Here is a 16,434-nt window from a genome sequence, read left to right as displayed (position 1 = left end):
GCCACGATGTGGCAGACACTAGAGTTTTGCGTTGGGGGTAATACGGGATCAGCCGCGGTACTTGTCGAAGTTCGACTCGTAGTCGGCGATGTTGTCGTCGAGCATCTTGGTGAACTGGGCGATGAAGTATTCCTTCGCTTCGTCCTTTTTGTCCAGGAAAGCTTCCTTGTTGCCATTGGCGCGGGCGACGAGGTAGGTGTTGTAGCGCGCGGCGGCGAACAACAGGCTGGCGCCCACCATCTGGAAGCGGTCCTGGTTGGACTTTTCCAGTTCGTTAGCCTGGTTGATGAAGGTATCGATCGTTTCCCAGAACTTCTGGTCGTCGTTGTTTTGCGTCTCGCTCATAAATCGCCTGCTTTAGCGTTGAAAACCCGAGATGCTGCCACGAATGGACTATGGCCGCAATAAAAAACCGGGCTCGGGGCCCGGTTGTTGTTTACTTGGCGATAAAGCGCTGGGGAATCTCTATACCGCCGGAGCTGGCTGCTTCCGCATACGATCGCAACTCATTGATGGCGGCGTCCAGGTGTTCCTGATTGGGGTTTTCCTGGAAACCCTTGATTAATTCATTGAGTGAAGCGACCTTGCGGCTCCATTCGAGCCGATCAACCTTGCTCATGATACTGCCCTCCCTACAAACATATTCTTGAGGGATTCAGTATCTATCCGCTAGGGTTAATTGCTCCGTGCGCCAGCGCACATATAGCTGAGCTCAGCCGTCAGCGCAGGACGCCGTTAAGGAAGAGGTCGATGCTTTGCTCGATGTCGTCCGGTTCGCCCACCGCGCAGCAGCGTGTTTCGAACAGGAAACGCTTGAGCTGGTCGCCCATCAGGCAGTTCAGCAGGTGCACCGCCAGGCGGTCCGGGTCGACATCGCTGCGCAGTTGGGCGCGGATATCTTCGCGGGCGAAGAAGCGGCCCAGCATTTCGCGCGTCTGTCGTGGACCGGCATCAAAGAAGGCTTCCGCCAGCTCGGGATTGTTGTGCGCCTCGGCAATCACGATCTGGTGGAAGACAACCACGTCCGGCGAGGTGACCAGCTGGTGGAAGCGCAGGCCGTAATCGAGCAGAATGTCGCGGATCGGCCGCTTACTCTCTTCCAGGCTCTCCATCGTGAAGAAAAACTGTTCGCGCTTGCGCATGATCAGGGCCTTGAACAGGCCGGCCTTGCCGCCGAATTTGACATAAATGGTGCGTACCGCCACCCTGGCTTCGCGCGCGATCAGCTCCAGGCTGACCTTGCTGTAGCCCTTTTCACGGAACAGGTTGCCCGCCGTATTCATCAAATCCTGCAGGCGTGCTTCGGCCTCGCTGGCGCGCGGGCGGCCTGCCTTGGCGACTGGTTCGCCGTCGGTGGGTGCTAGTTGCTCGGAAGACATCATTCTGCTCATCGTTATTTCGTAACAGCCTATCAGATGGGGCCACTTTATTACAATCCAAAATGAAATGCAATCGTTTCATTTCTTGACTTTGGGTAGAACTTGCCCAATAATGCGCAGGACTCATTTCATTATTTGGAGAATCGAAATGTCCCAGCACAACCAGCAAGAACAAAAAGTGCTCGCCGCGGTTCCCGCTGCAGCAACCCCTGCAGCAACCCCGCCGAACCGCAAGGTGCTCGTGGTGGCGGGCCTGATCGCCCTGGCGGCCCTCGGCGCCGGCGGCCGCATGTGGTACCGCAGCACACACTTTGTCGATACCGACAATGCCTACGTCACCGGCCACGTGCACCCGGTATCCACCCGCATCGCCGGCATAGTGACCAAGGTCCTGATCGAAGATAACCAGCTGGTAAAAGAGGGCGATGTGATCGCCGAGCTGGATCCTTTCGACCAGCAGGTGAAAGTGGACCAGATCAAGGCCCAGATCGCGACCACCGAACAGCAGGTGGTGCAGGCCGACGCCCAGATCGCCCAGTCCAACGCCAATGCCAGCGCCGCCGCCGCGCAGATCGCACAGTCCCAGGCCAACCTGCTGCGCGCTACGCAGGACGCCGAGCGTTACAGCCAGCTGTTCACCAGCCAGATGAAGGCCGTCTCCAAGGCTGAACTGGATGCAGCGACTGCAGCGCGCACCAGCGCCACCGCCGACGTGGCCGCTCGCAAGGACAGCGCCGCCGCCGCCAAGGCGCAGATCGGCGCCGCCACCTCCGCACGTGAAGTGCTGAAGGCGCAGATCAATGTGCTGAAAGTGCAGCTGAAGGATGCTGAGCAGCAGCTGGCCTACAACGTAATCAAGGCGCCCGTGACCGGCCGCATCGGCAAGCGCACCCTGGAAGTGGGCCAGCGCATCCAGCCGGGCCAGCAACTGACCGCCATCGTGCAGGACAATGTCTGGGTCGTCGCCAACTTCAAGGAAACCCAGCTGGCCAATATGAAGGTCGGCCAGCCGGTCAGCGTGTCGGTGGACGCCATCCCCGGCAAGGAACTGGAAGGCAAGGTAGACAGCTTCGCTCCGGCTTCCGGTGCGCAGTTCGCCCTGCTGCCGGCCGATAACGCCACCGGCAACTTCACCAAGATCGTTCAGCGCGTCCCTGTGAAGATCGTGCTGAAGCCTGAGGACCTGAAGGCTTACTCCGGCCGCCTGGCGCCCGGCATGTCCGTGCTTGCGGAAGTGGCCATCAATTCCGGCGAGAAGTCCGCTCACTAACTGGGGCGCAGCATGAGCAACCCTACAATGCCGCAAGCGCCCAGCGGCCCCGTCTCGGCGCGCACCTGGATTGCGGTCGCCGCGGGCATGCTTGGCGCCTTCATGGCGGTGCTGGACATTCAGATCACCAACGCCTCGCTGAAGGATATCCTCGGTGCGCTGAACGCCACCCAGGAAGAGGGCTCCTGGATCTCGACCGCCTACCTGGTGGCCGAGATCATCGTGATCCCGCTTACCGGCCTGCTGACGCAGACCTTCGGCATGCGCCGCTACATGATGGGCACCACCGCCTTGTTCCTGTTCTTCTCCACCCTGTGCGGAGCGGCCTGGAACCTGGAGAGCATGATTGCCTTCCGCATGATGCAGGGCTTCACCGGCGGCGCGCTGATTCCGATGGCGCTGACGCTGGTCGTTGCCAAGCTGCCGGCGTCCAAGCGCGCTACAGGCCTGGCCATCTTCGGCCTGACCGCCACGCTGGCGCCTTCGATGGGTCCGACCCTGGGCGGCTACCTGACCGAGCTCTATGGCTGGCCGTCGATCTTCTATATCAACTGGGTGCCTGGTGCGCTGCTGATCGCTGGTATCGCCTATGGCCTGGACAAGGAAAAGCAGGTCCTCGAAACGCTGCGCAACGCCGACTGGATTGGCATTGCATTCATGGCGCTGGGCCTGGGTTCCCTGACCGTGTTCCTGGAAGAGGGCAATACCAAGGACTGGTTCGACTCGAACTTCATCGTCACCTTTGCCGGCCTGGCGATTGTCGGCCTGCTGGGCTGGGTGGTGACGAGCACGATGCGCAAGAACTCCTTCGTGGACCTGAGCCTCTACGGCCGCCGCAACTTCCTGGTCGCGACCGTGCTGTCGGCGGTGTTCGGCATGGCGCTGTATGGTTCGTCCTTCCTGCTGCCGCTGTTCCTGGGCCAGATCGCGGGCTATTCGCCGATGCAGATCGGCGAAGTGATCATGTGGGCGGGCCTGCCGCAGCTGTTCATCATGCCTTTCGTGGCCAGGTTGTCGTCGAAGATCGATAACCGCATCCTGTGCTCCTTTGGCCTGCTGCTGTTCGGGGTTTCCTGCCTGATGAATGCGTACATGGACGCGGGCACGGGCTACGACCAGCTGCTGTGGTCCCAGGTGGTGCGCTCGCTGGGCCAGCCCTTCGTGATGCTGACGCTGTCGAACTTTGCGCTGAACGGCATGCCGCCGCAGGATACGGCGTCCGCGTCGAGCCTGTTCAATATGACCCGTAACCTGGGCGGCTCCATCGGCATCGCCATGCTGGGTACTTCGCTGACGCAGCGCGAACACTTCCACTCGGCCCGCCTGGGCGAGTCGATTTCGAGCTTCTCGGCGGCGACGCAGCTGCGCATCGATCAGATGACGCAGAATTTCGTGGGGCAGGGGTTTGATCCTGTCACCGCAGGCGACAAGGCACTGAAGGCGATTGACGGCATCGTGCGTCGCGAGTCGTATGTGATGGCTTACAACGATGGGTTCTTCATTGTTGGTGGCGTGCTGCTGGCCTGCATTTTGATTCTGTGGATGTCGGATAAGGTGCTGTCGCCGTCTGGTGGCGGGGGCGGGGCGCACTGACTGAGCTGGCACGGCGGATCAATGATCCGCCCTACGCTGCGGCGATGGATCGTCGGGCGGTTGAATATGGATGATGGGCCGGGGCGCGTAGGGCGGATCATTGATCCGCCGCGACCGGCTACGAAAAACGAGGTAAACGATATGAACTTCAAACAGATTGCACTGGTGGCGGCCGTCGGGCTGGCGCTGGCAGGCTGCGGCACGATCGGCCAGGACTTCAAGGCGCCGGCCAATGTGAACGACAGCGCTTTCCGTCACGCGCCAGCTGGTGCGAATGCGGAAACCGCGCAGTTGCCGCAGCAGTGGTGGACCGTGTTCGGCGATGACACGCTGAACCGGCTGGAACAGCAGGCCCTGCGCGACAGCCCCTCCGTGAAGGCGGCTGCGCAACGTCTGCTGCAGGCTGAAGCCCAGCTGGGCGTGGTGCGTGCGCAGCAGGCGCCGCAAGTGGGCGTGAATGCGGGCGTGTCCAATTCGCGCACTTCGGCAAATACTTCGCAGGGTCTGGCCCTGGGTGGACGCTCGATCAGCGGCAACAACTATTCGATCGGCTCGACCTTCTCCTATGAGCTGGACATCATCGGCCGCGTGCGCCGTGCCGTGGAAGCGGCGGACTCGCAGGCTCTGGTGGCGCAGGCGGACCGCGATGGCGTGATGCTGCTGCTGTCGTCCCAGGTCGCACAGACCTACTGGCAGCTGCGCGGCCTGGATGCGGAAATCGGCATCCTGCGCGGCGCGCTGGATACGCGCCGCGAAACCGAGGATCTGGTGAATGCGCGCTTCAACGCAGGCTTATCCAACGAACTCGATACTTCCCGGGCGCGCATCGAGCGTGCCAATGCGGAAGCGGACCTGGAAGAAGTGCAGCGTCAGCGCAATACGCTGGAGCATGGCCTGGCCGTGCTGCTGGGCGCTTCGCCATCATCGACCGTGCTGGCGCCCGTGGCCGGCGAGCTGCCGAAGCCGCCGTCGATCCCGGCGGGCCTGCCGGCCAGCCTGCTGTCGCACCGTCCTGACCTGGCGGGCAGCGTGGCGTCGATCCGCGCGGCGAATGCGAATATCGGCGTGGCCGAGGGCGCGTTTTATCCTTCCGTGAGCCTGACCGGCAACTTCGGTTTCGCTTCCGAGAGCCTGAGCGATATCGCCAAGGGCGGCTCACGCGTGTTCAGCATTGGCCCGCTGGGTTTGTCGCTGCCGCTGTTCGACGGTGGCCGCAACCGGGCGAACCTGTCGCTGGCCAAGGCGCGCTATGAAGAGGCGGTGGCCAACCACGAGGGCAAGCTGCTGACGGCTCTGCGCGAGGTGGAAGATGCACTGTCCGACGTGCAGCAGCGGCAGCAGCAGGGCAAGGTGCAGGCGGTTTCCCGCGACGCTGCGGCCCGTGCTTACCTCGTGGCCCGCACGCGCTATGAGCGCGGCATCTCGACCTACCTTGATGTGACGGATGCGCAGCGGAGCTCCCTGGCTGCGGATCGGGCCGCGGTGCAGATTGATACGCAGCGCTTGCTGGCTGCGGTATCTGTGGCGCGCGCGCTGGGCGCCGGTTGGCACGCTGAGGGGCCGTTGGCCAAGTTGTAAACCAAAGGCGTGAAGCAGGTGTCTGCCACGATGTGGCAGACACCAGGGTTACGCCGTGGGTTCTAAGTCCGGCCACGGCGCTTCGGGGCCGAAGCGTTGCAGCATGAATTCGACGAATGAGGTCAGCTTGGGCGTCGCCCGCCGGTCGCGCGAGTAGACCAGCTGCATGGGGCGCGGCGGCGGCAGGTAATCATCCAGCACCCGCACCAGCCGTCCCGCCGCGAGATCCGGCAGCAAGGTCATCTCCGCCTGCATGATCATCCCGAATCCCGCCAAAGCCGCGCGACGCAACGCGGGGCTGCTGTTGGCGCGGAAGCGGCTGCGCGGCACATGTCGTCCATCGCGCTGGTCCTTCAAACGCCAGCGCATTTGCGGCAACCAGCCGGTGAACTCCAGGCATTCATGCTGCGCCAGATCTTCCGGCGTAAGCGGCGTGCCGCGTTCTGCCAGGTACGCCGGCGACGCGCAAACACACATCGCATAGGGTTTCAAGGGCCGCGCCACCATCGTGGAATCCTCCAGCACGCCGATACGCACGGCGACATCGAATCCTTCCTCCACCAGGTCCGCGAAGCGGTCATTCAGGTTCAGCTCCACGCTGACTTCCGGATACTGGCGCAGATAGTCCGCCACGGCGGGACTAAGCCAGTCCATTCCGAAGGAAATCGGCGACGTCACGCGCAAGTCGCCGCGCGGCGAAGCGCGCATGGTTTCGGCCACTGCCTCCGCCGAGGCAATCGATGCCAGGATGGCGCGGCACTGCTCCGCATACTGGCGCCCGATTTCCGTCAGCGACTGTCGCCGCGTGGTGCGCGTGAGCAGGGCGGCGCCCAGCAACTGCTCCAGCTCGCGCACGTGCTTGCCGACCATGACGGCCGATATGCCGAAGCGGTGGGCGGCGGCGGTGAAGCTGCCGGTGTCCACGGCGGCGACGAAGACTTCCATGCTGCGTAGTTTGTCCATTGCGAACCATGAGTTAGGAATCAATTAAATATTAACGCATTTATTCATGCGGGTTGCTTGCGCATACTTGAACCCAAGGCAAAGACAGGTGTCAGGCACATCGTGCCTGACACCAGGTTTTGGGTCAGGTTTCCTAATCAAACACTGGAGAAAATCAAATGAAAATCATCGTGATCGGCGCAACGGGCACTATCGGCAAGGCAGTGGTGGAGCAGCTGGGTCAGCGCCACGAAATCATCACCGTCGGCAGCAGCAGCGGCCAGCACCAGGTGAAGATCGAGGACCCGGCCTCGGTGCGTGCACTGTTCGAAAAGACCGGCAAAGTGGACGCGGTGGTCGTCACCGCAGGCAACCTGCATTTCGGTCCGCTGGATGACATGAGCTTCGAACAGTTCCGCGTCGGCCTCGAATCGAAGCTGATGGGCCAGGTGCATGTGGCACTGATCGCCCGCGAATACCTGAACGACGGCGGCTCCATCACGCTGACCAGCGGCATCCTGAGCGACCAGCCTATCCGCAACGGCGCCAGCGCAAGCGCGGTCAATCGCGCCGTGGAAGGCTTCGTTCTGGGCGCGGCCATCGAGATGCCGCGCGGCCAGCGCATCAACGTAGTCAACCCCACACTGCTGACGGAATCGCAGGAAGCCTACGGCCCTTACTTCCGTGGCTTTGAAACCGCTTCCGCCGCGCGCGTAGCGCTGGCCTACAGCCGCAGCGTAGAAGGCGCTGAGACCGGCAAGAGCTACCGGGTTTGGTAATACAATGAGGCCTCTCTTTCACACCCAAGAAAGGCCTCATGAAAAACCTGCTGATTCCTTTGCTGCTGGCCGCCGCCGGCAGCGCCGCCATCGCGGCGCCTGCGAGCGTGGACGAACTCCACAAGATGACGAAACGCTTCGCCCCAGTCGAACTGAAAGCCGATACCTCAAAGCTTTCGTCCGGCGACAGGAAAGCCATCGCCAAGCTGATTGAAGCGGCCAGGATCGTGGACACGCTGCAGCTGCGCCAGCGCTGGTCCGGCAATGAAGCGCTGTATGCCGCGCTGCAGAAGGACAAATCCCCGCTGGGCAAGGCGCGCACTGAATACTTCTGGCTGAACAAGGGCCCCTGGTCCATCCTCGACGACCATGAATCCTTCCTGCCGCCGCAACTGGCCGGCATCAGCATCCCGAACAAGAAGCCCGCCGGCGCCAACTTCTATCCGGAAGGTGCGAGCAAGGAGTCGCTGGAATCGTGGATGAATGGCCTGCCCGCGGCGGACAAGCAGGAAGCCCAGTGGTTCTTCACCACCATTCGCAAGGGCGAGGACGGCAAGTACAAGACGGTGAAGTATTCCGATGAATACAAGCCGGAACTGGACAAACTCGCCAGGCTGCTGAAGGAAGCCGCTGCCGCCACCGATAACGCCTCGCTGAAGAAATTCCTGGACCTGCGCGCGGATGCCTTCCTCTCCAACGATTACCTACAGTCTGATTTCGCCTGGATGGACCTCGACTCGCCCGTCGACGTGACCATCGGCCCCTACGAAACCTATAACGACGAGCTGTTTGGCTACAAGGCCGCCTTCGAAGCCTATGTGAACATCCGCGACCAGAAGGAAACCCGGAAGCTGGACTTCTTCGCCAGGCATATGCAGGAGCTGGAAGACAACCTGCCGCTGGACGCGCAATACCGTAATCCGAAGGTGGGCGCCGTGGCGCCGATGGTGGTGGTGAACCAGGTGTACGGCGCAGGCGACGGCAATATGGGCGTGCAGACGGCCGCCTACAACCTGCCGAACGATGAGCGCATCATCAGCCAGCGCGGCTCCAAGCGCGTGATGCTGAAGAATGTGCAGGAAGAGAAGTTCAAGGCCACGCTGACCCCGATCGCGAAGCTGGTGCTGCGCCCCGCCGACCAGAAGGACCTGGACTTCAATTCCTTCTTCACCCACATCCTCGCACACGAAATCACGCACGGCCTGGGCCCGCATGTTACGAAGGCCAACGGCAAGGAGTCCACGCCGCGCCAGGATTTGAAGGAAACCTATTCCACCATCGAAGAAGCGAAGGCTGACGTAACTGGCCTGTACGCGCTGATGTACATGATGGAGAAGGGCCAGTTGAAGGACACGCTGGGCCAGGGTGAAGCGGCGGAACGCAAGCTGCACACGACCTTCCTCGCCTCGGCCTTCCGTACGCTGCACTTCGGCCTCACCGATTCGCACGCACGCGGCATGGCGATCCAGGTCAATTACATCCTGGACAAGGGCGGCTTCGTGGCCCACGGCGATGGCACTTTCTCGGTGGACTTCAAGAAGATCAAACAGGCCGTGATGGACCTGGACCGCGAATTCCTCACCATCGAAGCCACGGGCGATTACGCGCGTGCGAAAGAGATGATGACGAAATACGTGGTGATCCGCCCCGAAGTGCAGAAGGCGCTGGACAAGATGAAGAACGTGCCGAACGACATCCGTCCCGCCTTCCCGACCGCCGCGGAGTTGCTGAAGAAGTAAGGAAAATTCAAGCACCAGCAGCCGTTTTTAACACGTGGTAAATTTCTCCGCATTACTAAATGTGGAGAAATAGAAACATGAAAACGGCTGGCACCAAAATCAGCACCAGGCTGGCGACAGGCTTTGGCCTGGTGTTCCTGCTGCTCATCGTCGTGGTGGCGCTGGCGGTGAGCCGGGTGCAGAGCATCGACACCATCCTGACTAATATCAGCGAGGTCAACAACGTCAAGCAGCGCTACGCGATCAACTTCCGCGGCAGCGTGCATGACCGCTCGATTGCCCTGCGCGACGTGGTCCTGGCGGGCGACGCCGGCGCCGCGAAACCCTTCATCGACCAGATCACCAGCCTGGCCGACAACTACGCAAAATCCGCCGCGCCGCTGGATCAGATCATCTCTGCCGGGACCGGCGTTACCGAAGACGAAAAGCAGGCGCTGGCCGGCATCAAGGCCAGCGAAGCGCGCACCCAGCCGCTGATTGCCAAAGTCATCGCGCTGCGCCTGGCCGACAATGTGCCGGAAGCGACCGCGCTGCTGCAGAAGGAAGCCGCACCGGCCTTCGTGGACTGGCTGGCGTCCGTCAACAGGATGATCGATCTCGAAGAGAAGATGAGCCGCGAGCAAGCCAACAGCGCGACGATGGTGGCGCGCAGCTTCTTCGTTTTCATGGTGGTGCTGGCGCTGGTCGCAATTGCCATCGGCACGATCGCTGCCTGGCGCATCAGCCACAGCCTGTTGCGCCAGCTGGGCGGCGAACCGGATTACGCGGCGGCCATCGTGGCGGACATCGCCGCCGGCAACCTGGCGGTGGAGATCAAGACCCGTCCCGGCGACAACAGCAGCCTGCTGAACGCCATGGTCCATATGCGCGACTCGCTGGTGCACATCGTGCGGCAGGTGCGCGAGGGAACGCAGATCATCGCGACCAGTTCGGGCGAGATCGCGGCCGGCAGCGCCGATCTTTCCGGCCGCACGGAAGACCAGGCGGCCAATATCGAGGAAACCGCGTCGTCGATGGAGGAGCTGACGGCGACCGTGAAGCAGAATGCGGATCACGCGCAGCAGGCGAACCAGCTGGCGCTGTCCGCCTCCGAAGTGGCGACGCGCGGCGGCGCCGTGGTTTCCGAAGTGGTGCATACGATGGCGTCGATCAACGAGTCCTCGCGCAAAATTGTGGACATCATCGGTGTGATCGACAGCATCGCTTTCCAGACCAATATCCTGGCGCTGAATGCCGCCGTGGAAGCGGCGCGCGCCGGTGAGCAGGGTCGGGGCTTTGCGGTAGTCGCCACCGAAGTGCGCAGCCTGGCGCAGCGCTCGGCCAGCGCGGCCAAGGAAATCAAGGCGCTGATCGACGATTCCGTGGAGCGCGTGGACGCCGGCGCCAAGCTGGTCGATCAGGCTGGCGACACGATGATGGAAATCGTGGACAGCGTGAAGCGCGTGACGGACATCATGGCCGAGATCTCCACCGCCAGCGAAGAGCAGACCGCAGGCATCGAACAGGTGAACGAAGCGATCGGCCGCATGGACCAGGTGGTGCAGCAGAATGCCGTGATGGTCGAGCAGGCTGCCGCGGCATCCGGCGCCCTGGAGAGCCAGGCAGGCAAGCTGTCGGAGGTGGTCAGCGTGTTCAAGCTGAAGGATAAGCCGGCGCCTCGTGTAGTGGCGACGCGTGCAGTGGCGAAACCCGTCGCGCGTCCGGGGCAGCTTGCGGCGACACGCCCGTGCCACGACAAGCCGTGGCCGCCGGCAGTGATGACTGGGAGGAATTCTGATCAGTCAATTGTGAAATATTCGCAATCAAATATTTTGTAACAGCCCCGAAACTTCGGTAACAGCTTGCAGGCAGGCATGTATAGTTGAAGCTCGTTACCGGAGTCCTTCATGAGTAAGCTCAGCCTTTCCATCCTGCTCACAATTGCCGCCTGTACAGCCCATGCTGCCCAACTGACGGAGACGGAAACGCGCTGGCTGAAAGCAGGTGCGCCGGTGCTGGCGTATGCCAAGGAACTCAAGCTGCCCATCGATATCGTGGTGCAGCCGCAGGCCGGTCCCGAACGACGTGCCGCTGGCCATGGGCTTCAAGGATGGCCGCTGCAAACTGGTGCTGACGATGCGCGGCAACCCGGATGCGGAAGCGGTGCTGAACAATGTCCCGGCTGAGCGACAGGCCCTGCTGATCGAGGCGATGACGGCGCATGAAGTCGGCCACTGCTGGCGCTACGCGCAGGGCAGTTGGCATGAATTGCCGGCCGGCTTCGTGGAAGGCGCGCATGAAAAGCTCGACAATCCCGAACTGGAAGCGATCTCGCGCCAGCTGCGCGAGACGCGCCGCGAAGAAGGCTATTCCGACCTCGTTGCGCTGGCCTGGGTACAGCGCACCCATCCGCAAGAATATGCCTATGTCTACAACTGGCTGAGCGATGTGCGACAGCCGGTCAGCCATGGCTCGCACAGCACAGGCGCCTGGTTGCAGCTGGCGGGCAAGGGCGCTGTGTTCGCCAGCGAACAAAACACTTTCGAACAGGCGGCCCGTCTGTGGCAGCAGGGATTGCAGCAGGAACAGTAAAGCTCTTACAGCGTACGGTCGCGCACAGAACGAAGCCCTCTTTAGGAGTGTAATGCTCCATGCTAACCATCCTAAAGGGGACCAATCATGAAGAGAGTTGTTTTCCTGTCGGCCGCAGCACTGATCAGTACTTGTGCGCTGGCACAGAATGTCGACCGCACTGCCTATAAGTCCGCCTGGGACAAGGCAGAGTCCGACTATAAGGTAGCGAAAGATAAATGCAAGAGCCTGAAGGGCAATGCAGAAGATGTCTGCAAGGAAGAGGCCAAGGTGGCCCTCGCCCAGGCTCAGCTGGACATCACCCAGAAGTACAAAAACACGCCGAGCGATGTGTCGCGCTCCGAGCATAAAGTGGCCGAGGCCCAGTATGACCTGGCCAAGGAACGTTGCGACGACCAGAGCGGCAACGCGAAGTCTGCCTGCAAGGCCGAGGCCAAGGCAACTTATGAGCGCACGCTGGCTGCCCGCGGCGACCATACCACCACTGGCGCCATCGCTGACAACGCCCGCGACACCGGCTCCAATGTGGCTGCCGCGACCCGCGAGAAATCCGCTGACGCTTCCGCTGCCATGTCGGACACCATGATCACCACCAAGGTCAAAGCTGAAATGGCTGCCGACCCGCTGGTGAAAGCCATGGATGTGCACGTGGAAACCCAGAATGGCGTGGTGATGCTGAGCGGCTTCGTGCCCAGCAAGGCCGAGGCTGACAAGGCTGTTGAAATCGCCCGCGCAGTGAAAGACGTGAGGGATGTGAAATCTTCCATCCAGGTTAAGAAATAAGAAGCTGTTCGCCAGTTTTCAGGGCCAGCGCATGCTGGCCTTTCTTTTGGTAGAATAAATGACGTTCATAATTTAAATGGAGCTCCCCATGTTCGCGCAACACTTAGCCGGTTGGACAGAGCGCCGCGGCATGCATTACGCCTGGGTCATCGTCATTCTGACTTTCCTTACCGGCCTCACTTCGTCGGCCGCGCTCGGCCTGCCGGGCGCGCTGATCCAGCCACTGAGCAAGGAGTTCGGCTGGAATGTGGACCAGGTGTCGTCCGCTCTGGCCGTGCGCTTTGCCTTGTTCGGCCTGATCGGACCGTTTGCCGCCATCCTGATCGAGCGCTTTGGCATGCGCAATATCGTCGTGACGGCGCTGACGCTGGTGTCCGGCGGCATGCTGCTGGCGACGCAGATGTCCGAGTTCTGGCACCTGGTGGCGCTGTGGGGCGTGATGCTGGGCGTGGGATCGGGCCTGACGGCGCTGGTGCTGACGGCCGTGGTGTCCAACCGCTGGTTCGAGGCGCGGCGCGGGCTGGTGGTCGGCATGCTGACCGCTGCGTCGGCCACCGGTCAGCTGGTGTTTCTGCCTATCGGGGCCTGGATGGTCGAGCACTACGGCTGGCGCATGGCGCTGATGCCGGTGCTGCTGGCTTGCGCGACCGTGGCGGTGCTGGTGCTGCTGCTGATGCGCGACCGTCCGCAGGAACTTGGGCAGCAGCCTTTTGGTGCTCTGGCGCCGGTCCCGGTGCCGCCGAAGATGAAGGTGGGCTTCTCCACGCCGTTTGAAGTGCTGCGGAGCGCTGCGGGCAAGGGCGCTTTCTGGTTACTGTTCGCGACCTTTTTCATTTGCGGCCTGTCGACCAATGGCCTGATCCAGACCCACTTCATTTCGCTGTGCGGCGACCAGGGCATGGGACCGGTACCGGCGGCGTCGGTGCTGGCGATGATGGGCGCCTTCGACCTGGTCGGCACGATCGGCTCCGGCTGGCTGTCCGATCGCTATGACAACCGCAAGCTGCTGTTCTGGTATTACGGCCTGCGCGGGCTGTCGCTGCTCTGGCTGCCGTATTCGGAGTTCACGCTGTATGGTTTGTCGCTGTTCGCCATGTTCTATGGGTTGGACTGGATTGCTACCGTGCCGCCGACCGTGCGCCTGGTGGCCACGCATTTCGGCAAGGAGAGGGCGGGGATGGTGTTTGGCTGGGTTTTCGCGGGACACCAGCTGGGTGCTGCAGTGGCGGCATTTGGCGCGGGGCGCGTGCGCACCTTGATGCTGACGTATAACCCGGCTTTGTTTGCGGCGGGCGCGGCTTGCATTGTGGCGGCGCTGCTGGCGATGGCGATCAGACGCCATCAGGCAGCCGCCTCCGCCGAGCCGGCCTCCGCAAAGGCCGCGTAATCATGCGCGCGCGTCCCGGGCCGCCGGACGCGCGCGTGGCCCGCACGCACGGCGGATCAATGATCCGCCCTACGCACCCCGGTCGGTTTGGTCCCGAAGGATCGACAATGCGCAACCCGGTCGGTTCGTGGCCCGAATGACCGACAATGCGCAACTCGGTCGGTTTGGGCCCGAAGGGCTGTAGGGCGGATCATTGATCCGCCGTGACCGGCATGCGGCGTATGGAAATTACTGGAGATACTTCGCCAGCCACCCCTGCACTTCGCTGTAGAAGTAGCGGCTATTCTCCCCCTTGAGAATCCAGTGATTCTCATCCGGGAACACCACCAGCTTGCTCGGCACATTGAGTCGCTGCTGGGCGGCGAAGTTCATCAGGGCGTTGTTGACCGGCACGCGGTAATCCAGCTCGCCGACGGAGATCAGGATAGGCGTCCTGAAGCCGGTGCCTTTCTCGTGATTCCCGGCCTGCATGATCGGGCTCTGTTCGCGCCACACGGGCAGATTGCTCCACACCGGACCGCCGCTGTTCACTTCGCGTCCATAGACGCTGTCGCTGGTCCCCCACTGCATCACGAGGTCCATCTCGCCGGCGTGCGACACGATGGCCTTGTAGCGCGTGGTGGTGGCCTGCAGCCAGTTGGCCAGATGCCCGCCGTAGGAAGCGCCGCCGGCGGCAAGTTTGGTGCCGTCGATGAAGCTGTACTTCCTGATCGCTTCGTCCACCGCCTGGTTGACTTCGTTCCCCGGTCCTTTCAGCGGATCGAACTGGATCGAGCGCGCGAACTCTTCGCCATAGCCGGTGGAGCCCTTGTAGTCGGTCAGCAGCACGATGTAGCCCGGCTTGGCCAGCAGGTGGTAGTTCCAGCGGATTACGAACTGGTCGCGCCACATACTCGCGGCGCCGCCGTGGATCACGGCGAACAGCGGATACTTCTTGTTCGGATCGAAGTTGGCCGGCTTCACGATCATATTGTGGATGTTGCGGCCATCCGGCGTCTTGAACCAGAAGTGCTCGGGCGCCTGCCAGTCGATGCCGGCTGCGCGCTCCACGTTGAAGGACGTCAGGCGCTTCGGCGTGCTGCCGCTGAAGGCATAGACTTCCGGCGGGTTGATCGAGGATTCCCACACGCCCACCAGCGCCTTGCCGCCCGCATTCAGGGAGTTGATGGAACCGGTGGGAAGCGAAGGCTCTTCGCGCTGGTCGCCGCCGCTGTAGTTCATCGAATAGACTTTCTCCAGGCCAGCGTGTTCGAAGCTGTAGAACACGCGCTTGCCGTCGGACGGCAGGGCAATGCGCGAGATCGAACGGTCCAGCGATGCGGTCAGGATCTTCGGCTGTGGATTGGTGAATGGCCAGGCGAAGCTTGCCACGCGGGTCAGGTCATAGACCTTGTTCGGTTCCTCCGCCTCGGTCAGCGCGAACAGGGTTTTCGCATCCGGCGAGAAGCGCAGCGCCTTGTAGCTATGGGTATCTTTCGTCAGCTGCACCGGTTCGCCGCCGGGCAGGGGCAACTGATAGATCTGGGTGAAGCTCGATGCCCGCGCTGCCTCGTGGCGGTTGGTCGACGCGGCGAACACGATGGACTGGCCGTCCGGCGCCCAGGTCGCGTCTAGCGACTGGCCTTCATCGCCCTGGCTGCCGCCAAAGCCAGGCAGGTCGGACAGCTTGCTGCCGGCCAGCAGGTCGCGCGCCTTCGCGTCGGCCTTTGCGTCCATCACGAAGATGCGCACTTTCTTATCATCCAGCCATTTGTCGAAGTAGCGCGGCGGGAAGGATTCGTAGGCGCGCGCATTGTATTTGCGGTCCTTGCGCTCCTTGGCGGACTTCTTCACCGATTCCTCGTCGGTATTGCCCGGGTAGACATCGCTCAGGAACAGGATCTGTTTGCCGTCCGGGCTGTATTTCGGCGAGCGCACGCCAAGCGTCAGCGTGGTCAGGCGCTGCGCTTCACCGCCGGAGGCCACGTCCATGCGGTAGATCTGGCCCGCTTCGTCGCCTTCACGCTTGGCCACGAAGATCAGGTGCTTGCTATCCGGCGACCAGCTCACGGACGATTCGCCGCCCTTGCTGAAGGTCAGGCGGCGCGGGGCGCTGTCGTCGGTCAGGGATTTGATCCACAGATCGTTCCACTGGTCCTTGTTGTCGTAAGCGGTATCGGTGACGGAAAACACGGCCCATTTGCCGTCCGGGCTTGGAACGGGGGCGCCGATGCGCTTCATCAGCCAGACGTCTTCGTGGGTAATGGCATGCTTTGCAGCGGCCACCGGGTCGGCGGCGTAGGCAAAGTGGGCGCTGACGCTCAGGATCAGCAGGGCGGTGAGCTTGGAGAGTTTTACGACGGGCATTGGCACTAGCTTCGGTGAGTCAAGAGAATCGTTCATAGTGAGGAATTCCTTGCCCACTGTCAATCTG

At 62.1% G+C, this 16,434-nt stretch carries 15 protein-coding genes; 10 read left to right on the top strand and 5 right to left on the bottom strand.

The window, feature by feature from the left end; genetic code table 11:
• Nucleotides 1-48: 48 nt before the first annotated feature.
• The 3 genes from ACHMW6_RS27970 to ACHMW6_RS27960 form a co-directional block, all read right to left on the bottom strand.
• On the bottom strand, nucleotides 49-345 hold the full coding sequence (locus tag ACHMW6_RS27970) for a DUF3144 domain-containing protein (RefSeq protein WP_395401827.1): 297 nt from the start codon (nucleotides 343-345) through the stop codon (nucleotides 49-51).
• 91 nt (nucleotides 346-436) lie between these two features.
• On the bottom strand, nucleotides 437-619 hold the full coding sequence (locus ACHMW6_RS27965) for a hypothetical protein (protein WP_395401826.1): 183 nt from the start codon (nucleotides 617-619) through the stop codon (nucleotides 437-439).
• Nucleotides 620-719: 100 nt separating this feature from the next.
• The gene (locus ACHMW6_RS27960; protein WP_395401824.1) at nucleotides 720-1,391 is read right to left on the bottom strand and encodes a TetR/AcrR family transcriptional regulator; all 672 of its coding nucleotides are present in this window, start codon (nucleotides 1,389-1,391) and stop codon (nucleotides 720-722) included.
• A 136-nt stretch (nucleotides 1,392-1,527) separates the two neighbouring features.
• Between ACHMW6_RS27960 and ACHMW6_RS27955 the strand changes: the two genes are divergently transcribed.
• From ACHMW6_RS27955 to ACHMW6_RS27945, 3 genes are all read left to right on the top strand, one after another.
• Nucleotides 1,528-2,649 carry an HlyD family efflux transporter periplasmic adaptor subunit gene (locus tag ACHMW6_RS27955; RefSeq protein WP_395401822.1) on the top strand — a complete coding sequence of 374 codons (1,122 nt, stop codon included), beginning with the start codon at nucleotides 1,528-1,530 and terminating at the stop codon, nucleotides 2,647-2,649.
• 12 nt (nucleotides 2,650-2,661) lie between these two features.
• Nucleotides 2,662-4,242: a DHA2 family efflux MFS transporter permease subunit gene (locus ACHMW6_RS27950; RefSeq protein WP_395401820.1), complete on the top strand. Its 1,581-nt coding sequence runs from the start codon at nucleotides 2,662-2,664 to the stop codon at nucleotides 4,240-4,242.
• Nucleotides 4,243-4,383: 141 nt separating this feature from the next.
• Complete coding sequence (locus tag ACHMW6_RS27945) at nucleotides 4,384-5,820, top strand: efflux transporter outer membrane subunit (protein ID WP_395401818.1); 1,437 nt, start codon at nucleotides 4,384-4,386, stop codon at nucleotides 5,818-5,820.
• A 48-nt stretch (nucleotides 5,821-5,868) separates the two neighbouring features.
• On the opposite strand, the gene ACHMW6_RS27940 is transcribed toward ACHMW6_RS27945, so the two are convergent.
• On the bottom strand, nucleotides 5,869-6,783 hold the full coding sequence (locus ACHMW6_RS27940; protein WP_395401817.1) for a LysR family transcriptional regulator: 915 nt from the start codon (nucleotides 6,781-6,783) through the stop codon (nucleotides 5,869-5,871).
• Nucleotides 6,784-6,941: 158 nt separating this feature from the next.
• Between ACHMW6_RS27940 and ACHMW6_RS27935 the strand changes: the two genes are divergently transcribed.
• The 7 genes from ACHMW6_RS27935 to ACHMW6_RS27905 all read left to right on the top strand — a co-directional run bounded on the left by ACHMW6_RS27935 (nucleotide 6,942) and on the right by ACHMW6_RS27905 (nucleotide 14,021).
• Nucleotides 6,942-7,541, top strand: a complete 600-nt coding sequence (locus tag ACHMW6_RS27935) for a short chain dehydrogenase (protein ID WP_395401815.1) — start codon at nucleotides 6,942-6,944, stop codon at nucleotides 7,539-7,541.
• A gap of 38 nt (nucleotides 7,542-7,579) precedes the next feature.
• Nucleotides 7,580-9,280: a hypothetical protein gene (locus ACHMW6_RS27930; protein WP_395401813.1), complete on the top strand. Its 1,701-nt coding sequence runs from the start codon at nucleotides 7,580-7,582 to the stop codon at nucleotides 9,278-9,280.
• A 77-nt stretch (nucleotides 9,281-9,357) separates the two neighbouring features.
• The gene (locus tag ACHMW6_RS27925) at nucleotides 9,358-11,097 is read left to right on the top strand and encodes a methyl-accepting chemotaxis protein (RefSeq protein ID WP_395401811.1); all 1,740 of its coding nucleotides are present in this window, start codon (nucleotides 9,358-9,360) and stop codon (nucleotides 11,095-11,097) included.
• Nucleotides 11,098-11,166: 69 nt separating this feature from the next.
• On the top strand, nucleotides 11,167-11,445 hold the full coding sequence (locus ACHMW6_RS27920; protein WP_395401809.1) for a hypothetical protein: 279 nt from the start codon (nucleotides 11,167-11,169) through the stop codon (nucleotides 11,443-11,445).
• Entirely contained in the window at nucleotides 11,357-11,851 is a 495-nt protein-coding gene (locus ACHMW6_RS27915; RefSeq protein WP_395401807.1) for a hypothetical protein, read from the top strand. The genes ACHMW6_RS27920 and ACHMW6_RS27915 overlap by 89 nt, the downstream gene beginning before the upstream one ends.
• 87 nt (nucleotides 11,852-11,938) lie before the next feature.
• Nucleotides 11,939-12,634, top strand: coding sequence for a BON domain-containing protein (locus ACHMW6_RS27910; protein ID WP_395401805.1), 696 nt, complete (start codon nucleotides 11,939-11,941; stop codon nucleotides 12,632-12,634).
• Between the two features lie 88 nt (nucleotides 12,635-12,722).
• Complete coding sequence (locus ACHMW6_RS27905) at nucleotides 12,723-14,021, top strand: MFS transporter (protein WP_395401803.1); 1,299 nt, start codon at nucleotides 12,723-12,725, stop codon at nucleotides 14,019-14,021.
• Nucleotides 14,022-14,249: 228 nt separating this feature from the next.
• Here ACHMW6_RS27905 and ACHMW6_RS27900 read toward each other — a convergent pair whose 3' ends face one another.
• On the bottom strand, nucleotides 14,250-16,367 hold the full coding sequence (locus tag ACHMW6_RS27900) for a prolyl oligopeptidase family serine peptidase (protein ID WP_395401801.1): 2,118 nt from the start codon (nucleotides 16,365-16,367) through the stop codon (nucleotides 14,250-14,252).
• Nucleotides 16,368-16,434: the final 67 nt, after the last annotated feature.

Source organism: Pseudoduganella sp. UC29_106, assembly GCF_044055365.1.
GTDB lineage: Bacteria > Pseudomonadota > Gammaproteobacteria > Burkholderiales > Burkholderiaceae_D > Rugamonas.
This window is presented reverse-complemented; position numbering and strand designations above follow the sequence as displayed.

Coding starts and splice junctions, on each gene's coding strand:
- ACHMW6_RS27930 (WP_395401813.1), top strand. CDS start 7,580: ATGAAAAACCTGCTGATTCCTTTGCTGCTGGCCGCCGCCGGCAGCGCC.
- ACHMW6_RS27910 (WP_395401805.1), top strand. CDS start 11,939: ATGAAGAGAGTTGTTTTCCTGTCGGCCGCAGCACTGATCAGTACTTGT.
- ACHMW6_RS27935 (WP_395401815.1), top strand. CDS start 6,942: ATGAAAATCATCGTGATCGGCGCAACGGGCACTATCGGCAAGGCAGTG.
- ACHMW6_RS27970 (WP_395401827.1), bottom strand. CDS start 345: ATGAGCGAGACGCAAAACAACGACGACCAGAAGTTCTGGGAAACGATC.
- ACHMW6_RS27950 (WP_395401820.1), top strand. CDS start 2,662: ATGAGCAACCCTACAATGCCGCAAGCGCCCAGCGGCCCCGTCTCGGCG.
- ACHMW6_RS27925 (WP_395401811.1), top strand. CDS start 9,358: ATGAAAACGGCTGGCACCAAAATCAGCACCAGGCTGGCGACAGGCTTT.
- ACHMW6_RS27945 (WP_395401818.1), top strand. CDS start 4,384: ATGAACTTCAAACAGATTGCACTGGTGGCGGCCGTCGGGCTGGCGCTG.
- ACHMW6_RS27965 (WP_395401826.1), bottom strand. CDS start 619: ATGAGCAAGGTTGATCGGCTCGAATGGAGCCGCAAGGTCGCTTCACTC.
- ACHMW6_RS27960 (WP_395401824.1), bottom strand. CDS start 1,391: ATGAGCAGAATGATGTCTTCCGAGCAACTAGCACCCACCGACGGCGAA.
- ACHMW6_RS27915 (WP_395401807.1), top strand. CDS start 11,357: ATGGGCTTCAAGGATGGCCGCTGCAAACTGGTGCTGACGATGCGCGGC.
- ACHMW6_RS27940 (WP_395401817.1), bottom strand. CDS start 6,783: ATGGACAAACTACGCAGCATGGAAGTCTTCGTCGCCGCCGTGGACACC.
- ACHMW6_RS27955 (WP_395401822.1), top strand. CDS start 1,528: ATGTCCCAGCACAACCAGCAAGAACAAAAAGTGCTCGCCGCGGTTCCC.
- ACHMW6_RS27900 (WP_395401801.1), bottom strand. CDS start 16,367: ATGCCCGTCGTAAAACTCTCCAAGCTCACCGCCCTGCTGATCCTGAGC.
- ACHMW6_RS27905 (WP_395401803.1), top strand. CDS start 12,723: ATGTTCGCGCAACACTTAGCCGGTTGGACAGAGCGCCGCGGCATGCAT.
- ACHMW6_RS27920 (WP_395401809.1), top strand. CDS start 11,167: ATGAGTAAGCTCAGCCTTTCCATCCTGCTCACAATTGCCGCCTGTACA.